This window comes from Pseudoalteromonas sp. UBA2102 (genome assembly GCF_002331165.1).
GTDB lineage: Bacteria > Pseudomonadota > Gammaproteobacteria > Enterobacterales > Alteromonadaceae > Pseudoalteromonas > Pseudoalteromonas atlantica.
On sequence record NZ_DCYU01000001.1, the window covers coordinates 1 to 16,204 of the forward strand.

At 41.1% G+C, this 16,204-nt stretch carries 12 protein-coding genes; 4 read left to right on the forward strand and 8 right to left on the reverse strand.

The genetic code is table 11. The annotated features are described in order from the left end of the window. The 6 genes from B2R65_RS00005 to hisG all read right to left on the reverse strand — a co-directional run. Positions 1-497: HisA/HisF-related TIM barrel protein (locus B2R65_RS00005; protein ID WP_286739836.1), on the reverse strand; the 497-nt coding region annotated here is incomplete at its 3' end. A 33-nt stretch (positions 498-530) separates the two neighbouring features. Then, complete coding sequence (hisH, locus tag B2R65_RS00010; protein WP_286739837.1) at positions 531-1,121, reverse strand: imidazole glycerol phosphate synthase subunit HisH; 591 nt, start codon at positions 1,119-1,121, stop codon at positions 531-533. Beyond that, positions 1,118-2,179 (reverse strand): bifunctional histidinol-phosphatase/imidazoleglycerol-phosphate dehydratase HisB, encoded by a 1,062-nt coding sequence (gene hisB, locus B2R65_RS00015; RefSeq protein ID WP_024031732.1) that lies wholly within the window; start codon positions 2,177-2,179, stop codon positions 1,118-1,120. Before hisB ends, hisH begins: the two co-directional genes overlap by 4 nt. Further along, positions 2,176-3,285 (reverse strand): histidinol-phosphate transaminase, encoded by a 1,110-nt coding sequence (gene hisC, locus B2R65_RS00020; protein ID WP_286739846.1) that lies wholly within the window; start codon positions 3,283-3,285, stop codon positions 2,176-2,178. The genes hisB and hisC overlap by 4 nt, the downstream gene beginning before the upstream one ends. Then, on the reverse strand, positions 3,275-4,576 hold the full coding sequence (hisD, locus tag B2R65_RS00025; RefSeq protein WP_286739848.1) for a histidinol dehydrogenase: 1,302 nt from the start codon (positions 4,574-4,576) through the stop codon (positions 3,275-3,277). Before hisD ends, hisC begins: the two co-directional genes overlap by 11 nt. A gap of 5 nt (positions 4,577-4,581) precedes the next feature. After that, positions 4,582-5,481, reverse strand: a complete 900-nt coding sequence (hisG, locus tag B2R65_RS00030; RefSeq protein WP_004586378.1) for an ATP phosphoribosyltransferase — start codon at positions 5,479-5,481, stop codon at positions 4,582-4,584. A 435-nt stretch (positions 5,482-5,916) separates the two neighbouring features. On the opposite strand from hisG, the gene B2R65_RS00035 reads away from it, so the two are divergent. Then, positions 5,917-6,165, forward strand: coding sequence for a hypothetical protein (locus B2R65_RS00035; RefSeq protein ID WP_004586377.1), 249 nt, complete (start codon positions 5,917-5,919; stop codon positions 6,163-6,165). Between the two features lie 58 nt (positions 6,166-6,223). Here the strand turns inward: B2R65_RS00035 and B2R65_RS00040 are convergent, their stop codons facing one another. Together B2R65_RS00040 and B2R65_RS00045 are read right to left on the reverse strand one after the other, a co-directional pair. Then, positions 6,224-8,161: a cytochrome c/FTR1 family iron permease gene (locus tag B2R65_RS00040; protein ID WP_286739869.1), complete on the reverse strand. Its 1,938-nt coding sequence runs from the start codon at positions 8,159-8,161 to the stop codon at positions 6,224-6,226. Positions 8,162-8,294: 133 nt separating this feature from the next. Then, complete coding sequence (locus tag B2R65_RS00045) at positions 8,295-9,578, reverse strand: cation:proton antiporter (protein WP_256846251.1); 1,284 nt, start codon at positions 9,576-9,578, stop codon at positions 8,295-8,297. A 493-nt stretch (positions 9,579-10,071) separates the two neighbouring features. Between B2R65_RS00045 and B2R65_RS00050 the strand changes: the two genes are divergently transcribed. From B2R65_RS00050 to B2R65_RS00060, 3 genes are all read left to right on the forward strand, one after another. Then, on the forward strand, positions 10,072-12,252 hold the full coding sequence (locus tag B2R65_RS00050) for a M4 family metallopeptidase (RefSeq protein WP_286739873.1): 2,181 nt from the start codon (positions 10,072-10,074) through the stop codon (positions 12,250-12,252). A gap of 74 nt (positions 12,253-12,326) precedes the next feature. Further along, on the forward strand, positions 12,327-14,180 hold the full coding sequence (locus B2R65_RS00055; protein ID WP_286739875.1) for a M20/M25/M40 family metallo-hydrolase: 1,854 nt from the start codon (positions 12,327-12,329) through the stop codon (positions 14,178-14,180). A 98-nt stretch (positions 14,181-14,278) separates the two neighbouring features. Next, positions 14,279-16,195 (forward strand): DNA repair helicase YoaA, encoded by a 1,917-nt coding sequence (locus B2R65_RS00060; protein ID WP_029772969.1) that lies wholly within the window; start codon positions 14,279-14,281, stop codon positions 16,193-16,195. The last annotated feature ends 9 nt before the right edge of the window (positions 16,196-16,204 follow it).

Here is a 16,204-nt window from a genome sequence, read left to right on the forward strand (position 1 = left end):
TCAATAACGCCCAAGCTTACATAAAAATCTACAAGCTCAAGTAAACCAAACTCAGATTCACTTAACCAACCATGGGTTGCAGGTGCCCAGCCCGTGGCTGTTTTATTTACATCAAGGGCAATAACAAAGTGCTCGGCGCCAAATTGTTCAATCCAGGCTTTTACTTGCTCGCGTTTTTCTACCGCCATAGAACCAATAACAACTTGGTTAGCACCGGCTTTTAGCCAATCGCTTACATCTTGCTCTGAGCGAATACCGCCGCCCACTTGATACGGTACGTTAAGCGCTTTCGTTGCAGCTTGGATATGTTGCCACTGTTTTTTACTTGGATCGCGTGCGCCTTCTAAATCTACAAGGTGCAATTTACCTGCGCCGCTGTCGGCGTATTCTTTTAACCGTGCGCCAAGCTCAAAAGGGTAAAACTGAGCGGTGTCGTACTTACCTTGGTATAAACGAACAATTTGATTTTGTAATACGTCTAATGCTGGAATAATCACAAATAATCTCTTTATTGTTGGTTAATGGGCCGTTTATAACTGCCAATCAACAAAATTTTGTAATAAACGTGTGCCTACTTTTGCACTGCGCTCTGGGTGAAATTGCATGCCAGCGTAGTTGTCTTTTGCAACAATGGCTGAAAAGGTTTGGCCGTATTCGCCGCTTACAAGTGTTGCATCGTTTACGGTGTGCGCAAAGCTATGTACAAAGTACACTTGCTCGTCTTGTGTTAACCCTTTAGTAAGTGCATGCTCTTTATTAATGCTTAAGTTATTCCAACCCATATGCGGCGACGTTAAACTGCCAACATCAAGGGCTTTTACTTGGCCTGGTATTTTACCTAAGCATTGTACGTTACCTTCTTCGGTGCTTTCGCACAGTAACTGCATACCTAAGCAAATACCCATAAGAGGGCGCTGGTATTCGTTTATAGCTTGTTGCCAGCCGTTATCTACAAGGCGTTTCATGGCAACAGATGCATGTCCAACGCCTGGTAATATTGCACGCTCAAAACCAGCTAATTGCTCTGGTGAGGTAATGACTGTTGGCATTTGACCTAAACGTTCAAAGGCAAAACGAACTGAATTTATATTGGCACACCCGGTATTAATTATGGCAATCATAAACATCCCTTAGAGCTGGCTGTTTGTTGGGTCGTGTCTTGTGCTACTGCCATACGAAGGGCACGTGAAAACGCTTTAAATAAGCCTTCTACTTGGTGATGACAGTTACCGTCGCTCACCGATAAAATAAGGCTAATAGCGGCATTATCGCTTAAGCTTTTGAAAAAGTGCTCAACCATTTGTACGTCTAAATCGCCGGCTTTTTCGCGGCTAAAGTTAGCGTTTAATACAAATGAAGCGCGGCCCGATAAATCAATTTGTGCCTCTGCTTTACACTCATCCATAGGTAGCGCAAAACCATAGCGCGCTATTTGCGATTTAGTACCCAGCGCTTGTTTAAGCGCAACACCTAGGGCAATACCAATGTCTTCAACAAGGTGGTGCTCGTCTATGTGTAAATCGCCTTTCGCTTTAATATTTAGACCAATGTTGGCGTGGGTGCGAATTTGATCAAGCATATGATCAAAAAAGCCAAGGCCTGTTTCAATGCTACCGTTTTTAGTTTGATCTAGGTTTATGGCTACATCAATTTGGGTTTCTTTGGTGTTACGCGTAACACGGCCTTCGCGATTGGCAGTTGTAAGCTTTGTAACAATGGCAGGCCAGCTACCATCATACAAAATGCCTTCACAACATAAGTTTTGAGCAAGGCCAATATCGGTCTGGCGATCGCCAATCACGTATGAGCGAGCTAAATCAACTTTGCCAGAGCGCATAAGCTCAGTTAATAAACCTGTTTTAGGTTTACGGCAATCACAGTTTTGCTCGTCAAAGTGTGGACAAATCAATACTTCATCAAAGCTAATGCCTTGGCTTTGCAGTATGTCCATCATTTTATCTTGTGCTATATCAAAGTCAGCAGTCGGGAAGCTGTCTGTGCCTAAGCCATCTTGGTTAGATACCATTACTAAGCGGTACCCTGCGGCTTGTAACTGTAATAATGCCGGGATAACACCAGGTAAAAACGCTAATTTTTCTAGGCTGTCTACCTGTTTGTCGGTGATTGGCTCTTCAATTATGGTGCCGTCACGGTCAATAAATAAATAGGGGTTACTCATGATACTTCTTGTCCTGATAAAAGAGGTGAGGTTGCTGGCTTATCAAGGCCATCTAACCAAATTTTTACTTGCTCAAGTTCTTGCTCATTACCAATGGAGATACGAAGCCAATCGTCTTCACCGTATAGGGTAAACGCGCGCATCACTAAACCTTGTTCAAGTGCTACTTTAAAGTAGTTTTTGTCGGCTAATTTTAAGGTAACAAAGTTACCTTCACCAGTGAGAATTTTTAATGCAGCTGGGGATGCGTTTAACCACTGTACAAGCTTAGCTTTTAAACTATTTAAAATAGTCACTTGTCGGCGCATTGATGTAATTGCATCAGGCGCTATGGCTTGTGCTGCAATACTTGCTACCACACCCGATATCGGATACGGCGCAATCACTTTACGAATAGGGGCAAGTAAACTTTCTTGTGCAAGTGTAAAACCGGTTCTTAACCCTGCAAGCGCAAACGCTTTAGATAAAGTGCGCAGTACCACTACATTACTATATTCGTTAATCAGCGCTGTAGCACTTTGCTCTGGGCAAAACTCAATATAGGCTTCATCAACAATAACTAAGGCTTTACCGGCAAGCGCTGTTGCCAGTGCTTTTACTTTTTCAAGGGGGGTTATGCTACCGGTTGGGTTATTTGGATTACAAATAAACACCAATTTTGAGCTGTCCACTGCCTCAACTATTTCATCAACACTGCCATCAAGTAATAACGCTTGGGTTAAGCCATTGATTGCAACGTTGTGCGTATCAGCGGTTACTTTGTACATACCGTAGGTTGGCAAAAATAACGCAATGCTATCTTTTGCAGGTTCGCAGTAGGTACGTACCAAAAGCTCAATGCCTTCATCGGCGCCGCGCGTCATTAATACGTTTTCGCTTTCAAGCTCTGCATACGCAGCATAGCGGTCAATAACCAATTGCGGTTGTGGATCTGGGTAGCGATTTAAATCTTCAATACTCAGTTCAATATTTTTAGCGTACGGGCTTTCATTGGCATTTAACCACGTTGACCCTGTTAGCTTTTCACTTTTAGCAGAGCTGTAGGCAGCAAGGGCTGCAATATTTTGTGGTAATAAGCTAGTCGCTTGTGCGCTCTCATTGCTCATTTTTAATTGCCTCTAAACGAATTGAAACCGCATTTGCGTGTGCATCAAGGCCTTCTGCATCTGCTAGTGGCAAAATAGCTTTTGACAGCTGTGTTAGGCCAATTTTACTTATAGTTTGTACAGTGTAAGTGCGGAAAAAATCAAGCAAGTTTAAGCTTGAATAGGTTGCACTGTAACCGTAGGTAGGTAACACGTGGTTAGTACCCGATGCGTAATCGCCCGCTGATTCTGGCGTGTAGTCGCCAACAAATACCGAGCCTGCATTTTTTACTTTATCTAAGTAAGGTGTTGAATCTGCTAATTGCAAAATTAAGTGCTCAGGGCCATATTGCGCTGATACGTCAAATGCTTGCTCAACAGAGTCGACTAAAATAAGTGATGAATTAGCCAAAGCTTGCTCGGCTGTATCTTTGCGGCTTAATTTAGCAAGCTGGAGTGTAAGTGCCTGCTGCGTTTGCTCAATGATACTTTCGCTGTTACACAATAAAATTACTTGCGAGTCTGCGCCGTGCTCAGCTTGCGAGAGTAAATCTGCGGCTATAAATTCTGGATTTGCACGCTCATCTGCAATCACTAATACTTCAGAGGGGCCTGCAGGCATATCGATTGCCATACCAGGAATTGTTTGCGCAACAAGCTGTTTGGCCATCGTTACAAAGCTATTACCTGGGCCAAAAATTTTGTTCACTTTAGGCACTGATTCGGTGCCGTAGGCCATTGCGGCTATAGCACCTGCGCCACCACTTTCAATTAAAGTTGTAATGCCACATAACTTAGCTGCATATAATATCGCAGGGTTAATGCTTTCATCACCTTGCACAGGTGTTGCAAGTACGACGGTTTTTGCACCACTTAATTGTGCAAGTACACCTTGCATAATAACCGATGATGGCAGTGGAGCACTGCCACCTGGTACATAAATACCCACAGCTTCGATGGCCTGATATTTCAGTTCACATTCAACGCCAGGTTGGGTTGATAACTTAATATCTTTAGGCAATTGCGCTTCGTGAAAACGTTTAACGTTTGCATAAGCGGTGTCAATTGCGTATTTAAGCTCTGCGCTTAGTGCCTGCTCTGATGCGTTTATTTCATCAAGCGGTACACGTAAACGAGGGTTAGCTCTATTATCAAACTTTTTAGCCATATCAAGTAAGGCTTTATCACCTTGCTCTTTCACATCGCTCATAATTGTTTGGCATATAGCTTCAACCTTTGCGCTGGCAGAAACCGCAGGGCGCATTAGCGCCGCTGCTTGTACTTGTGAAGATTCCTCATTCCAACGAAGCATGGTACTTACTCCATCATTTTTTCAATTGGCATTACTAAAATAGAGTTAGCGCCTAGGGCTTTAAGCTGCTCCATTGTTTCCCAAAATAATGTTTCGCTGCTTACCATGTGTAGCGCTACGTACTCTTCGTTACCAGCAAGTGCAAGTAGAGTAGGTTGGCCAGAGCCTGGTAAAATTTCGCAAATTTCATCAAGTTTAGTTTTTGGCGCGTGTAGCATAATGTATTTGCTTTCTTTAGCCTGTTTAACACCACGAAGGCGCGGCATAAGCTTATTGATTAGTGCTAGTTTGTCTTCATCTTGCAGGTCTTTATTTTGAATTAAACACGCGTTTGATTCTAAAATTGTATCACCTTGAATCAAGCCGTTCGCTTCAAGCGTTGCACCGGTAGAAACTAAATCACAAATTGCATCTGAAAGACCGGCACGTGGGGCTACTTCTACTGAGCCTGTAAGCATTACAGTGCTTGCATTAATGCCTTCGCGCTTTAACCACTGCGTTAAAATTTCTGGGTAGGTTGTTGCAATACGTTTGCCTTCAAACCAGCTTTTATCACGTGGGCCAAGCTCTTGTGGCCATGCAAGTGCAAGGCGGCAGTAACCAAAGTCTAGTTTTGCTAGTTTGCTAACTTCGCTTGGTACACCTTGGCGTTCGCGTTCGGCTTGTACTTCTACTAGTACGTTTTCGCCAACAATACCTAAATCACAAACACCGTCCATTACTAAGCCCGGAATATCGTCATCGCGCACACGAAGTACGTCAATTGGCATATTGGTTGAGTGTGCAATTAAGCGTTGCTCACGTAGGTTTAATTTAACACCTAGTTGCTTTAGTAAATCTTGACAATCTTTAGACAGGCGACCGCCTTTTTGGATGGCGATACGTAGACGATTTGTGTTACTCATTATTCATTTTCCTTTAATTTAAAAACTAAAAACCCCGAGGGGAACCTCAGGGCGAAAATGAATCAATGTGTTTTGAATCGCCAGAGGTTCCTTTTAGGAATAACCTCTCAGCGAAAGACCTGACAGGTTATTCCGGTGAATGGTGGTGATGATGTACTGTTGTCAGGTTTAAGCGCATTTTTGTATCCTATTTTGCTTACCGCTATTTAGTGAGCGTTAAGCTTTAATCTGTTTCAATAAATTTCGCATTCATAAAAACATAAACCGTCTAGCTAAGGCAAGTTTTTTTTTACCAAATTAAAGCATATCTTATAACTGCCGATAATATTGAGAGCTAAACAGTATTTTTAGTTGTTTTAATGTTTAAATTGTAGGCAAATTGGGCTTTGTTGGTCAATTTATCTAATTTTTAATAAACAAGTTAAGGAGGGGAGTATGGATATAATGATCCCTTTTTTAGGGAAAATTTCACGGTTAGAGCTTGAGCCTAAAAGTACATTTCATATTGCAGGTGTGCAAAATATGCCGCAAGCGCAAAAAATTAAGCTTGAAAATGAAAAAAAGCAGACGCTCAACAAAAAAAGATTAGCGCAGGCGCAGGGCAAGAAAAGTGCAAGTGCAGCTAATGAAAAAGCAATTACTGTAGATGACGAAGGGAATAAACATTTAGATACGTGGGCATGAGCTAAACCCTTAATAGTAAAAAGCCACGTACAACTTTTTACTATTAAGGATGTGTTTGCTAGCGTTTTTTAGCTTTAATAATGTAAAAGCTAAATATAACAGCTACGGTAAGTTGCGCTATAAAGCCTTGCCACGTAGATTTTAAACCCAGTAGTGCAATATCAAAGTTTATCGGCATTACACTAATCGCGACTAAATCAGCCTCTTGTAATGCAATGACAGCTTTACCCATTAATACAAAGGCAAGTGCAAATACTAAATACGTTGTATACGCAAAAAACTTAGCAATAGGTAACTTAATCGAATATTTAACTAACACCCATGCAATAAGCGCTAATAAAACCACACCCAATGCAAAGCCCATCGCAACCGATGAATACTGTGCTTGCGAGCTTTGCGTTAATAACGACTGATAAAATAATACCGTCTCGAACACTTCACGATATACCGCTATAAACGAGAGGCCCGCGAGCCCCCACAGTGTGCCAGACTCTAATCGCGTATTAATATTTTGCTGAATATATGCCTGCCACTGCTGAGCACTGGTTTTACTGTGCATCCACACCCCAACATATAGCAAAATAATAGCTGCAAATAGGGCGCCTATACCTTCCATAACTTCGCGGCTTGCACCACTTATTTGTATTAATGTTTGCGCTACTGCCCATGTTAAGCCTCCTGCTATGAGGGCCAATACCCAGCCAATATGAACGTATTTAAGCGCATCCTGGCGTTTGGTTTTTATAAGTAAGGTCATTAGCGCAATAACAACTAATAGTGCCTCTAGGCCTTCGCGCAGCAAAATAACTAAACTGGCTGATAGCAAGGCGCCATCGCTGAGTGTGGTGTCATTAAGTAGGTTGTTTGCTTTTGTTAATTGTGCAAGTACAGCATTAACTTGCGCACTGACAAGCTCGGTGTTTTTTTCATTTTTGAATGTGTTACGTAAGTTCATCAATTGTACTTCAATGCTTTTACGCAAGCTTTCATCGTATGCATTTAAGTTATTTTCTATCAGCTCAAAGCCATCTAAATAGGCACTGATAGCCAGTTCGCTGGCTTTTGCATATTCACCATTAGCATGTGCATTTTGCGCTGCAATAAGTTGCGAGCGTGCAACGCTAAGTGGCTGAGCTTTGTTTTTAAATAAGTGTTCTGGATTACCGCGTAGCCACTTAATAAATTGAACTTGGGTAGGGGATTGATTTTGTGAAAGCTGCGCAGGGTTAAGATTAATGATGTCTGAAGTGCTGATTGTCTGGTTATTGTGTTGCGGCTTCGTTATATCTTGAAAAGCTAAACTGCCTACATAAAAGGCGAGTGACCAACGTTGTTGCTCATTAAATTGGCTAAAAGCAACCATTGGCGTATCGTCTATGCCATTGGATACAGCTTCATATAATCCCATAATTGTGCGATTTGTGGCTCGCTCTTTATCCGTAAAGTTGGTGGGCTGTGGTATTAAACCTTTAGCAAGTGGTCCATCACCTTGTCCATTTATGCCATGGCATATAGAGCAGTTTTCTGCAAAAAGTGCCTTTGTTTGTTTTAGGGGTAATAAAGATGAAGGTAAAGAAAGCTGCGGCATAAATTCAAGCAAAGACTCCCTAAGCTTTGAGCTCGCAGCACGAACACTTTGTACACTTTGTTTATTTATAATGGCGTTATGTAAGGCGCCAGCTTGTATTTTTATATGCCTGTATTGATTATTAGCACTGCTTAACTGAGTGGCTAGCGTGCTTATTAAATTTGCAAACTCAGACATTTCTTGAAATTCGTCTTTACTAAGTACCTCGCCTTTTTGCACCGCGCCAACGTAATCAACCCCTACGTACTCTGCAAGTTGTGATATTTGCTTAATTTTAGCTTGCTCAGAAGGCGTTGAGGCAAAAGTAGAAAAACATAAAAAAGTGAGTAAGAACAAAGGAAAGAGAAAAACGTGGCGACGTGTAATGCGATAAAATAACGAAAAAACACTTGTATACTTACTGGACATAGTTAGCTCTATAAAAAACATTTAAAATTAAAACTATTTTTATTACGCTTAAAATAAATAAAACCGTGCTAAAAATAATCCCCCATAAATAACTAACCCGCAGTGAATAGACTGCGGGTTTAATAAAGAAAACTTAGTGATTTTGCTCGGCTGATTTAATACTACTTTGAATGAGAGGAGAGATAGTTAAACCTTGCACAATAATAGAAAATATAACCACAACATAGGTCACAATAACGATTAAATCATGCAGATCACTGCCTGATATAAATACTTGATCACGAGGAATAGCTGCAGCCATAGCTAATGCTAAACCGCCACGTAAACCACCCCAAGTTAAAATTTTAACGCTGTGTTTGTCGTAGTTTTTAAAGCGCTTAAATATTACAAATGGCGCACCAACACTAATAAAACGTGCTAATAAAATAGCAGGGATCATAACAAGGCCTAAGCCAATTTCACCCATTGTTACTGGCATAGTGACAATCAGCATACCAATAATCAAAAATAACAAAGCGTTTAAAAAGCTGTCGGTGGCGTGCCAAAAGTCTTTAATATAGCGCGTGTTTTCAGGCCCTGTGCGCTCGGTTGCTTTTGCACGAGTAATATTACCTAAAATAATACCACTGGTTACCATGGCAAGCGCACCAGATATTTCCCATACATTGGCAGCGGCAAAACCCGCAGTTGGAATGGTTAAGGTTATTAATAGGCGTATATTTACATCTTTACAGTTAATTATTAAAAAGTGACCCACAAGGGCCATTGCTAAGCCAAACACGATCCCGCCTATGGCATCAACAAAAAACAGCTCTGCAATGTCGGCTGGGTTGGCATCGGTGCCAAAAAATGCAACAGAAAACAGCGTAGTAAAAATTACCAAACCAATACCATCGTTAAATAAAGACTCGCCTTCTACCTGTACCGAAATACCTTCAGGGGCGCGTAATTGTTTAATAATTGCCAGTACAGCAATTGGATCGGTTGGGCTTATTAAGGCGCCAAAAAGTAAACAATAAATAAAAGGGACGGGCCAGCCAAGAGCGGCAAAAATATAAAAACTTAAATAGCCAATTAAAAAAGTAGAGACTACGGTAGAGAACAAAACTAAAGCGGTTATTTCCCATCGTTGTTTACGCAGTGCCAACAGGTTAATTTCTAAAGCACCTGCAAATAACAAAAATCCAAGCATGCCTTTTAAAAGCAATTCATTAAAATTAATACTGGCTACAATTTGCGTCATCTCTAATGCAGTTGTATCGCCTAATAACTTAACTGAAATAATTAATAACAACGATATAACAACCGAGCCCGTTGTTATAGCAATCGTTGTTTGCATTTTAAGAACATACTGGTTTGCATAAGCAATAAAAATTGCGATAGCAGAGAGAAAACAAATGAGATACCAAGCATTCATTGGCTAACCTTAAATTTTTTTTAGAGAACAAAAAAGAGCGAATTAAACGAGCCGTATATTACTCCTGTGACTAGGCTGTGTCACAGTATTTATGGGGCTTTTAGCACTTATTTTATGTCTTTAGGAGACATATAGTTAATGCAAATTTACTGGTGTTATTGCTTGTAATGAAGAGATTAACATGAGGTTGCTTAGGCAACGTAATGGCTGATTAATGCCGTTAATTTAATAAAGTAAACGCGGCTATTTTGCGGGTGTAATAGTGTAAATATATGTATACAATTTGTATCTGTTTAAGGTTTTACTGATTTTGTGTGTTTTTTAACCTACTGTAATTTCTGTTGTTCTTACGTTTCCTAATACTTTACTTGTAAATTAAATGTTTAATTTTCATAACTCAAATTTGTAACATAAGCTTGATCCTCAATCGGGTACAAGTAGTTCCGGTTAATACAAATCCACTACAAACTAAATATTTTGACGGAGCGTAAACGTGAATTTATCAAAAATCACATTAGCAACTTTTGCTGCTTTAACCTTGGTTCAAGCAACAGATGCAGTAGCTGCGAACAAGAAATACCTAAATCAACAAACGGCTTTAAATAACATGATGCAATCAAATTCGGCATCCATTTTATTTACTAGCCCTAAAGACTTGATTGGGTTAAGTGTAAGGAACGAGTTAGTTGTATTAAAAGAGTTTATAAGTAATAACGGTGAAGTAACTCGCCGTTATCAGCAAACATATCAAGGTTTACCAGTAATTGGTGACACTTTAAGCCTTACATTTAAAAATGGCATGCTTAAAAAAGCCCATGGCGCTGCGGTGTACGATATTGAAGGCGATATAAACGATGTAAGCGCTAAATTATCTGTAAAACAAGCCATGCTTCAAAGCCAAAATGTAGGCATAGCTGCAAAAACTAAAGGCTTAAAAAAACACAATGAGAAATCAAGGTTAGCGATTTGGGTTGATCAACAAAGTAAGGCGCATTTGGTGTATGAAGTATCGTATGTAACCTACGGCAAATCGCCATCACGTCCTTATCAAATAATCGATGCTAATACCGGTGAGGTTTTGCTCAGCTACGATAACTTACAACATGCTGATGCTACGGGACCAGGGGGGAATCTCAAAACAGGTAAATACATTTACGGTACTGACTTTAGCAACCTAGATGTGTCTCAATCTGGTAACACCTGTGTTATGGATAATGCCAATGTAAGAACTATAAATCTCAATGGCGGCACAAGTGGCTCTGCTGCCCATTCATTTACTTGCCCTGAGAATACAGTAAAAGAGATAAATGGGGCTTATTCGCCGCTTAACGATGCTCATTATTTTGGTAACGTTATTTTTAATATGTATAACGACTGGGTGGGGTCGCCACCGCTAAGTTTTCAGTTAAAAATGCGCGTACATTATTCAAGTAATTATGAAAATGCATTTTGGGATGGCAGCGCAATGACCTTTGGCGATGGGCAAAGCACTTTTTACCCACTCGTAAGCCTTGATGTATCGGCGCATGAGGTAAGCCATGGCTTTACCGAACAGAATTCTGGCTTAATTTACAGCGGTAAGTCGGGTGGCTTAAATGAAGCTTTTTCTGATATGGCTGGTGAAGCGGCTGAGTATTACATGAAAGGCACTAACGATTGGTTAGTCGGGCAAGATATTTTTAAAGGCAATGGCGCGCTTCGCTATATGAATAACCCATCACAGGATGGACGCTCTATAGATAATCAAGGTAGTTATACCTCTGGCATGGATGTGCACTATAGCTCGGGTGTATTTAACAAAGCATTTTATAACCTTGCTACTACATCCGGCTGGGATACTAAAAAAGCATTTGTAGTCATGGCACGTGCGAATCAGCTTTATTGGAGTGCGAGTACAAATTGGGATTTAGCTGGTAACGGCGTTATGGACGCTGCGTGTGACTTAAATTACAACCCAAGCGATGTACAAGCTGCATTGGCGGCAGTGGGAGTTAGTTCAAACCTAAGTGCAGGGAGCGATTGCTCGAGCACGCCTGTGCCTACGGATGAGGCGTTAACAAATAAAGTGGCACGTACGGGGATCAGCGGCTCTGCAAAAGCGCAGATGTTTTTTACACTCGATGTACCAGCGGGGGCAACAGATCTTGAGTTTAATACCGCTGGTGGCTCGGGCGATGCAGATTTATATGTAATGTTTGGAAGTAAACCAACACTGAATACGTATGACTGTAAAAGTACCACCTCTTCAAGCACCGAAAACTGCAGTATTTCGAACGTTCAAGCAGGCACCTACTATGTAATGGTAGAAGCATGGAATGCTATAGCTGATGTATCGCTTACTGGGAGTTTTAACAATTCAACAGGAGGTGTCACACCGATTAACATAACCGAGTCTAATATTAGTGTTTCAACTAATAGCTGGGCTCGGTTTACTCAAGACTTAGGAGCGGGCTATAGTAATTTAACCGTTACTATTTCTGGTGGAAGTGGCGATGCCGATCTTTATGTAAATTATGGTTCAGCGTCGAGTACGTCAACTTATTTGTGTAGACCTTATAAAAATGGCAACAGTGAAACGTGTTCGTTTGATAACCCACAATCAGGTACATGGTACCTAGATTTAAGAGGGTACAGTAATGCAAGCGGAGTAACACTGAGTGTGTCTGCTAATTAAACATTGATACCAGGGGCCTAGTGCCCCTTTTTTAATTTTATGGATACCAGTATTGCCAATTATAAGGAATACCAATGAAACCTTTTAAACTACTAAGTGCACTGAGCTTATTTACTACAATGGGCGTTGTAGCACAAAGTGAAACAAACAAAGTGTGGGTAAGCATAGATTCAACTGCAGCGGCACATTATGAGTATACCCAGCATGGATTAGTACAAAGATTGCCCTTTGCACAGCGCTCAACAAGTGCGCTTGAAAATATAGACTTGGTAAATATACCTGCTGATCAGGTAAATAATCTAAGCGAATTTATGCACCACAATTATAATCGGTGCGGTGGGTTTGTGGCACATGATTCATGGCAAGAGGCGAGCAGTTACGCAACACAATTAGCCGCGGCGCATACTATACAAAATACATTAGCATTTAGTTATTCTATTGATAACGAACAAACAGTACAAAATTTAATGTCATCAATTAGCACCGTTAACCTCGATAGCACTGTTAACTCTTTAACCAGTTTTAATAATCGTTATTACACCTCACAAACAGGGATAGATGCTGCAAATTGGTTAAACACATATTGGCAACAAATAGCGCAAAGTCGCAGTGATATTAGCATTGCAAATTACCCGCATAATTGGGCGCAATCGTCGGTTATAGTGACAATTGAAGGCAATGAAAAAGCAGATGAAATTGTTATTATTGGCGGCCACCTTGATTCGATAAATCAGTCAAACCCAAGCAATGGACGTTCACCCGGTGCTGATGATAACGCCTCAGGCATTGCTGTGCTATCAGAGGCGCTGCGCGCGATTGTACAAACTAATTACAAACCACAGCGTACGATTCAAATTATGGCGTTTGCAGCGGAAGAGGTCGGCCTTAGAGGTTCAAGTGATATTGCAAGCAGCTACCAATCGCAGGGTAAAAATGTAGTGGGCATGGTGCAGTTTGATATGACAGGCAATAATGGCAGCCTTGAAGATATAGTTATGATGACTGATTACACTAACAATGCACAAAATCAGTTTTTAGCAGCGCTTTTAGATACCTACTTACCGCAATTAAATTATGGATTTGATCAGTGTGGTTATGGTTGTTCTGATCATGCGTCATGGTATCAGCAAGGGTTTGCAGCCTCTATGCCTTTTGAATCAAAAATGGGCGATATAAACCCGCTTATTCACACCCAAAACGATAACCAGTTTGATGCTCAACATGCCAGTAAATTCGCCAAGTTGGCAGTAAGTTATGTTGCCGAAATGGCAAAAAATGCCGGCGATACTTTGCCTCCTACTAATAACCAATTAACCAATGGGCAAACACTTAGTGGGATCACAGGGGTTGCAAAAGAGCAGTTTATTTACACATTAGCTGTGCCACAAAGTGCGAGCAATTTAAATTTTATTACGACTGGGGGCACAGGCGATGCAGACTTATATGTACGCTACAATCAAGCACCTACGCTGAACGATTATGATTGTAAAAGCACTACCTCAAGTAGTAATGAACGTTGCGATATTAATCCCTCTAGTGAAGGAGTTTACTATGTGATGGTACACGCATGGAATGCGATAGAAAATGTATCCCTAACCGGAAGTTACAATGAAGGGGGGAGTATTGAGCCTATCAATCGGAGCATTACAAACATAAATGTTTCTGCTGGGAGCTGGCAGCGCTTTAGCCAAAGTTTAAATACGCAGTACGCATCATTAGATATAACAATGTCTGGTGGCAGTGGCGATGCTGATTTATATGTAAACTTTGGCACTCCTTCTAGTGATTCTGAGTACTTGTGCAGGCCATATAAAAATGGCAATAGCGAAACCTGTTCGTTTTCTGCGCCACAAACAGGTAATTGGTATATCGATTTAAAAGGGTATAGCAATGCCAGCAATGTCACGTTATCTATAAATGCACAATAACGTGTAAAGGGGTGTGAGCCCCTTTGCAAAATTCTAATTTCAATTGGCTTGCCCTTATAGCCAGGCTTACGTAAAATCTCGCTATTATTTTTTGTAAAGTGACTGGTATTATCAAACAGCTGTTTAGTGCAACCGGGCCGTTAGCGTTATCTTTAGATGGATACACGCCTCGCCAACCTCAAATTGATATGGCCGTTGCCGTTAACGATGCATTAAAAAATAGCACGCAGTTAGTGGTTGAAGCGGGCACTGGTACAGGTAAAACGTTTGCCTATTTAGCGCCTGCCCTTAAATCTAAAGGTAAAACAATTATCTCTACAGGCTCTAAGGCCTTGCAAGAGCAGTTATACCACCGCGATTTACCTCAGCTAGTAAAAGCACTTAATGCATCTAAAAAAACCGCATTGTTAAAAGGGCGCGCTAATTATCTGTGCACTTATAGGCTAAACCAACATGTAGCCCATGTACCAACAGACGATCCTGATGTAATGCATCAACTTGCTATGGTTGCAAAATTTGCCAGTGAAACACACTCGGGTGATTTAGCCGATTGTATTGGTATTGAAGAAGACGCCAAGGTACTGCCCTATGTTAATTCGACAGCCGATAATTGTTTAGGCAAAGAGTGTCCAGACTTTCAATCATGTTATATACGCAAAGCGCGTTTAAATGCAGCCGAAGCGGATGTAGTGGTTATAAACCATCATTTATTTTTTGCTGATATGGCAGTAAAAGACTCCGGTTTTGCCGAACTTATGCCCACCGCCGACGCTTATATTTTTGACGAAGCACACCAGCTTAGCGAAATTGCTAGTGACTACTTTGGTGAAAGTATTAGCACTAAAAAGCTGGTGGATTTAATTAACGATTTACGCGCTATTTACCGTGCAGAAATTCCCGATATGCTGCAGCTTGGAAAAAGCCTTAATAAGCTAGAAACCAGTGTGGCTGATTTACGTTTACAGTTTGGTGTAGATGGTAGCCGAGGAGATTGGCGCGAAAAGCTCAGCGATAAATTAATTTGCGCAGCGCTGCATCGGGTAATTAGCGATTTAGACTTTGTTTATCAGGTATTAAAACTGTGCCTAGAGCGCAGTGATAAAATAGAGCACCCGTTTGAGCGCACTTTAGCGTTTAAAGGTCAGTTAGAGCGTGTTTTTGATACCGCACAAACGGGCTTTAGCTATTGGTACGAAACCACGCGGCGCTATTTAACGGTTAATATTACGCCACTTAATGTCTCTGCTAAATTTGCTCAAATGATGAAAGACACCGGTGCAGGGTTTGTATTTACCTCAGCCACGTTATCGGTTGATAATAAGCTTGATCACTTTAATGCAAGTTTAGGTATTACTCCTGCGCAAAGTATGATGGTTGATAGCCCCTTTGATTATCCTAATCAGGCGCTTTTATGCTTACCACGATATTTGCCTGAATCGCACGCAGAGAACATGCCTCATGCAATTATAAAATTAACCCTAGAGCTGATTAAATCGGCTAAAGGGCGTTGCTTTGTGCTGTTTACAAGTTACCGAATGATGCATTTGGTGGCTGAGGGGTTAACCACACAAATGGACTACCCAGTTTATATGCAAGGGCAAATGTCTAAGCGTATAATACTGGAAAAATTTACGCGCCATGGTAATGCGGTATTGTTAGGTACTGCCTCGTTCTGGGAAGGGGTTGATGTACGTGGTAGCACGCTAAGCTGTGTTATTATTGACAAGTTACCTTTTGCAGCACCGGATGACCCATTACTGCAAGCCAAAATGCAAGATTGCCAAATGCAAGGCAAAGACCCGTTTGCTCATATACAGTTACCGCAAGCTGTTATAGCGCTCAAGCAGGGCGTGGGGCGTTTAATACGAGATAACAAAGATAAAGGCGTGCTGGTTATTTGCGACAACCGATTAGTAACGCGCCAATATGGCCAAGTATTTTTAAAAAGCTTACCGCCGATGCGCCGCACGCGAAGCTTAGAAGATGCAAACACATTTTTAAAACACATTAACTAGAGTACTAAA

Excerpts from the sequence above, each read along its gene's own strand:
- hisG (WP_004586378.1), bottom strand. The coding sequence starts at position 5,481 with ATGAGTAACACAAATCGTCTACGTATCGCCATCCAAAAAGGCGGTCGC.
- B2R65_RS00055 (WP_286739875.1), top strand. The coding sequence starts at position 12,327 with ATGAAACCTTTTAAACTACTAAGTGCACTGAGCTTATTTACTACAATG.
- B2R65_RS00040 (WP_286739869.1), bottom strand. The coding sequence starts at position 8,161 with ATGTCCAGTAAGTATACAAGTGTTTTTTCGTTATTTTATCGCATTACA.
- hisD (WP_286739848.1), bottom strand. The coding sequence starts at position 4,576 with ATGCTTCGTTGGAATGAGGAATCTTCACAAGTACAAGCAGCGGCGCTA.
- hisB (WP_024031732.1), bottom strand. The coding sequence starts at position 2,179 with ATGAGTAACCCCTATTTATTTATTGACCGTGACGGCACCATAATTGAA.
- hisH (WP_286739837.1), bottom strand. The coding sequence starts at position 1,121 with ATGATTGCCATAATTAATACCGGGTGTGCCAATATAAATTCAGTTCGT.
- hisC (WP_286739846.1), bottom strand. The coding sequence starts at position 3,285 with ATGAGCAATGAGAGCGCACAAGCGACTAGCTTATTACCACAAAATATT.
- B2R65_RS00035 (WP_004586377.1), top strand. The coding sequence starts at position 5,917 with ATGGATATAATGATCCCTTTTTTAGGGAAAATTTCACGGTTAGAGCTT.
- B2R65_RS00045 (WP_256846251.1), bottom strand. The coding sequence starts at position 9,578 with ATGAATGCTTGGTATCTCATTTGTTTTCTCTCTGCTATCGCAATTTTT.